We start from the raw sequence: 4,334 nt of genomic DNA, 5'->3' as shown, positions 1-4,334 counted from the left end.
GTCCAGCAGGACGGCGGCCTCCGCCCAGGGGCGGCTGCGGGCCCCGTGCCCCCCGAGCGCACCGACCGCGCCGGGGCCCGCAGCCGCCCCTGGGCGGAGGCCGCCGTCCTGCTGGACGCCCCGGCCGGGGCCCGCGACGGAGCCCTGCTGCGCGCGGCCATGGCCGCCCTGTACACGGGCTCGGTCGCGCACCTCGTCGACGGGGTCCCCCAGCCGGGCTCCGCCGCGGGCCTGGGCGCGGACCGGCGGGCCGCCCTGGAGCACGTCCACGGCCTCGACGCCGCGGGCCACCGGGCGAACCGGCCCAAGACCCTGACCGCGGCCAAGGTGCTCTTCACCGACCGGTCCGGGCGCGTCCTGCTGGTCCGGCCCGGCTACCGCGAGGACGGCCGCTGGCACCTGCCCGGCGGAGGCGTGGAGTCCGACCTGGGGGAGGGCCCGTACGAGGCCGCCCGCCGCGAGGTCCGCGAGGAGATCGGCCTGGACCGGGCGCCCGGCCGGCTGCTGGCCGTGAACTGGACGGCCCGGCCGCCGTACCCGGCCAAGACGGTCTTCGTCTACGACGGCGGCGTCCTGGACGAGGCCGGCCTGGCGCGGATCCGGCTGGACCCGGCGGAGCTGCGCGCCTGGACCCTGGCGTCCCCCGCCGAGCTGCCCACGCTCGTCGGCAAGGCCCAGCGCCGCCGGATCGAGGCGTGTCTGACCGCCCTGCGCGAGGGCACCGGCCCCCTCGAACTCGTCAAGGGCCGTCCGCGCACGACCCCCTGACCCACCCTTGCCGAGCCGGGGCCCCGGCACGCACAGTGGTCACCATGACACCATCCGACACCTTGCGTTCCTTCGCCCGCGCCCGTGCCTCGCTGGACGGGGAGGAGGTGACGTTCTGGTGGACCGGTGACGTGTACGGCTGGGGGCCCCGGGAGCCGTACCAGCGCGTGTTCGGCTTCGAAGGGGTGAACGTCGCCCGCCTGGTGGAGGACAGCGACGGCTACCACCTGCTGTCCCGGGAAGCGGCGTTCTACCTCGACCCGCACACCCGGGAGATCCTCGACACCTGGCGGGGCAGGCCGGTGGTGCACGTCTGGAACGACCCCGCCCACCAGAAGTGGCGGCCCTCGTTCCCGATCCCGGTCACCGACCTCGGAGACCAGCTCTGCTTCAGCCTGGAGATCCCGCTCGCCTACCCCTCGCCGCTCCCGGTCGCGCAGTACCCGCAGAACTCGGCGGACGACACCTACCGGGCCCTGGAGCTCTTCCAGTTCTTCGCCCCGGCCGCGGAACTGGCCACCGACACCCCCGGAGTGTCCTGCACCATGTCCTGGAGCAGGATGTCACCGTGGCTGCCGTGGATGGTCCAGGGCGCCCGCCCGGGCGGCCTCACCTTCCACTGCCGGGGCCGCAAACTGGCCGACTGGTCCGAGGTCCCCGAGCGCACCCGGGCCTACGTCGCCGCGCACCAGCCGCAGTTCGCGTCCGCACCCAAGGAGTGGAGCGCCCCGAACGAGTCGAGCTGGACCTACTTCCGCAAGCTCAACCCGCCCGTCTGAGGCCCGTACACCCGTCCGCGCCCGGGACGTCAGGTCCCTTCGGCGACGACGACCCGCCGGTACGTGGCGGGGTCCAGCTCCACCACGTCCCACGCCAGGTGCAGGCGTTGGCGCGGCTTGGGGGTGATGTGGTCCGCGAGGAGGGCGAGCAGACCCTCGCTCAGGGCCGTGCGCACCTCCTCGCTGCGGCCCGGCAGGATCCGGATCTCCCCGACGACCAGGGCGTGTTCGGGCGCGGCGTCCCCGATGCACGTCTCGTCGACGGTCCGGAACCGGGTCTTGCACTCCTCCAGCGTGCAGTCGATCAGCTGGGTGACCAACGCGTGCCCGGCCAGGGCGAAGTCCCTGCGGTCGAGGAGGACGTCGGCGGAATGGTCGACGGTGATCTGCGGCACGGACGGGGTCCTTTCCTGCGGCGGTCGCGGGCACGATCCTGTCATCCGCCCGCGGCAGGGGCCAGGGCCGCCCGCGGCGCGTCGGCCGACCGCCAACGGCGCGCCGCTGTCTGCCGTGCGGGGCCCGGGGCGGGCACACTGGCGGCGCACGCGCATCACCCTCCGCACCGCACGGATCCCTCCGGCACGACCTCCCCCCACCTCCGGCTCCACCAGAGAGGACGACAGATGCGACTGCGCGACGCCCTCACCGGCACGGCGACCGTGCTGGCCCTGCTGCTCGCGGGCGGCTCGGCCCAGGCCTCGGCCGGACCACCCGGCGCGGCGCCGGACCGGGTCGCCGCCGCCCTGCCGAACACCGTGGTACCGGTGCCGGCGAGCACCGTGGCCGACGGAACGGTCCTCACCCTCGGCCCGTCCGTGGCGGTCACCGCCGAGACGGCCGCCGCCCGCGGCGTCGCCGACCACCTCGCCACGGTCCTGCGCACCTCCACCGGCTACGCCGTCCCGGTCACCGTCGGCGCGCCCGCCCCCGGCGGTATCGCCCTGTCCCTGTCCGGCGCGCCCGCCTCGGTCGGGCCCGAGGGCTACCGGCTGACCACGACCACGGGCGGCGTGGTGATCCGCGCCCAGCAGCCCGCCGGGCTGTTCCACGGGGTGCAGACCCTGCTCCAGCTGATGCCGCCCGCGGTGATGAGCCCCGGCGTGCGGCCCGGGCCGTGGACGGTGCCCGGCGGCACGGTCACCGACCAGCCGCGGTTCGCGTACCGGGGCGCGATGCTGGACGTCGCCCGGCACTTCTTCACCGTCGCGCAGGTCGAGCGCTACATCGACCAGCTCGCCCTGTACAAGATCAACACCTTGCACCTGCACCTGTCCGACGACCAGGGCTGGCGCATCGCCGTCACCTCCCGGCCCCGTCTGGCCGAGCACGGCGGCAGCACCCAGGTCGGCGGTGGCCCCGGCGGTCACTACACCCAGGCCGACTACACGGCCCTCGTGCAGTACGCGGCCTCCCGGTTCATCACGGTCGTCCCCGAGATCGACATGCCGGGGCACACCAACGCGGCCCTGTCCTCGTACGCCGAGCTGAACTGCGACGGCGTCGCCCCGCCGCTCTACACCGGCACCCAGGTCGGCTTCAGCTCGCTGTGCGTCCCGCTGGAGGAGACGTACCGGTTCATCGACCAGGTGGTCGGCGAGCTGGCCGCCCTGACCCCCGGGCCCTACCTGCACATCGGCGGGGACGAGGCCGCCTCCACCCCGGCCGCCGACTACCGCACCTTCATCGAACGGGCCCAGCGGATCGTCGCCGCCCACGGCAAGACCGTCGTCGGCTGGCACGAGATCACCCGCGCCACGCCGCTGCCGTCCACCGTCGCCCAGTTCTGGGGCACCACCCGGATCGACACCACCCTGGCGAACGCCGCCGCGCAGGGCACCAAGGTGGTCATGTCCCCGGCGAACCTCGCCTACCTCGACATGAAGTACGACCGCCGGACGCCGCTGGGCCTGTCCTGGGCCGGCTACATCGAGGTCGACAAGGCCTACGACTGGGACCCGGCCGCCCGGGTCACCGGTGTCGGCGAGTCCGCCGTGCTGGGTGTCGAGGCCCCGCTGTGGACCGAGACCGTCGTCACCCCGGCCGACATCGACTACCTGGCCTTCCCCCGGCTGCCCGCCCTCGCCGAACTGGGCTGGTCCCCGTGGAGCACCCACGACCTGGCCTCGTTCAAGCGCCGGCTGGGGGCCCAGGGGCCGCGGTGGAAGGCCCTGGGCATGAACTACTACCGCTCCCCGAAGATCTCCTGGCCGCTGGGCTCCTGACCCGCTGCCCGGACCGGTGCCCTGACCGGTCTGCGACCACAGCGGCCCGGCCGGCCCGGATTCCGGGCCGGCCGGGCCGTGGCGTGGGTGGCGTCAGCTGCCGTTGGACAGGTTGCCGGACAGGACCGGGATGTTGTCCAGGATGTGCGAGAGGGACTCGTCGCCCTTGGCCTGCGTGGAGTTCTCGGTGCACTGCTGGTTCATCGGGTTGGACAGGACGTTGACGTCCTGGACACCGATGTTGAGGGCCGCCAGGATCGACTGGGCGTTGACCTTCACCGGCACACCGAGGCACGGCTTGTTCAGGGTGCCCTGGACCACGCTGAGCTGCGGGCTCATCGCGCCTTCGGTCTTCTGGTTGCCGTAGATCTGCTGGGAACCGTTGCCGTTGACGGTGTTGATCCCGTTGTCGTTGCCGATGGCCATCGCCGGGGCGGCCACGGCGGCGCCGGCACCGAGGATCGAAGCGGTCGCGGCCGCGGTGGCCATCATCTTCTTGAACATCATGGATCCTTCTGTCGCACGTGTGCTCGCCTGTGGAGCGCTTTGATCAACGCCGGGCGGC

Annotated in this window: 5 protein-coding genes; 3 read left to right on the top strand and 2 right to left on the bottom strand. The window is 73.6% G+C overall.

Annotated features, from left to right (window positions below; genetic code table 11):
- The coding region (locus tag EF918_RS33135; RefSeq protein ID WP_260610919.1) for an NUDIX hydrolase at positions 1 to 768 on the top strand (768 nt) is incomplete at its 5' end.
- 44 nt (positions 769 to 812) lie between these two features.
- Positions 813 to 1,547, top strand: coding sequence for a DUF1838 family protein (locus tag EF918_RS33130; RefSeq protein ID WP_125652600.1), 735 nt, complete (start codon positions 813 to 815; stop codon positions 1,545 to 1,547).
- A 29-nt stretch (positions 1,548 to 1,576) separates the two neighbouring features.
- Here the strand turns inward: EF918_RS33130 and EF918_RS33125 are convergent, their stop codons facing one another.
- A complete protein-coding gene (locus EF918_RS33125; protein ID WP_125652599.1) occupies positions 1,577 to 1,942 on the bottom strand; it encodes a 5-carboxymethyl-2-hydroxymuconate Delta-isomerase in 366 nt (121 codons plus the stop codon).
- Positions 1,943 to 2,170: 228 nt separating this feature from the next.
- Between EF918_RS33125 and EF918_RS33120 the strand changes: the two genes are divergently transcribed.
- Entirely contained in the window at positions 2,171 to 3,769 is a 1,599-nt protein-coding gene (locus tag EF918_RS33120; RefSeq protein WP_125652598.1) for a beta-N-acetylhexosaminidase, read from the top strand.
- A 93-nt stretch (positions 3,770 to 3,862) separates the two neighbouring features.
- On the opposite strand, the gene EF918_RS33115 is transcribed toward EF918_RS33120, so the two are convergent.
- Positions 3,863 to 4,273 (bottom strand): rodlin, encoded by a 411-nt coding sequence (locus EF918_RS33115; protein ID WP_125652601.1) that lies wholly within the window; start codon positions 4,271 to 4,273, stop codon positions 3,863 to 3,865.
- Between the last annotated feature and the right edge of the window lie 61 nt (positions 4,274 to 4,334).

The organism is Streptomyces sp. WAC06614 (genome assembly GCF_003949795.1).
Lineage (GTDB): Bacteria > Actinomycetota > Actinomycetes > Streptomycetales > Streptomycetaceae > Streptomyces.
This window is presented reverse-complemented; position numbering and strand designations above follow the sequence as displayed.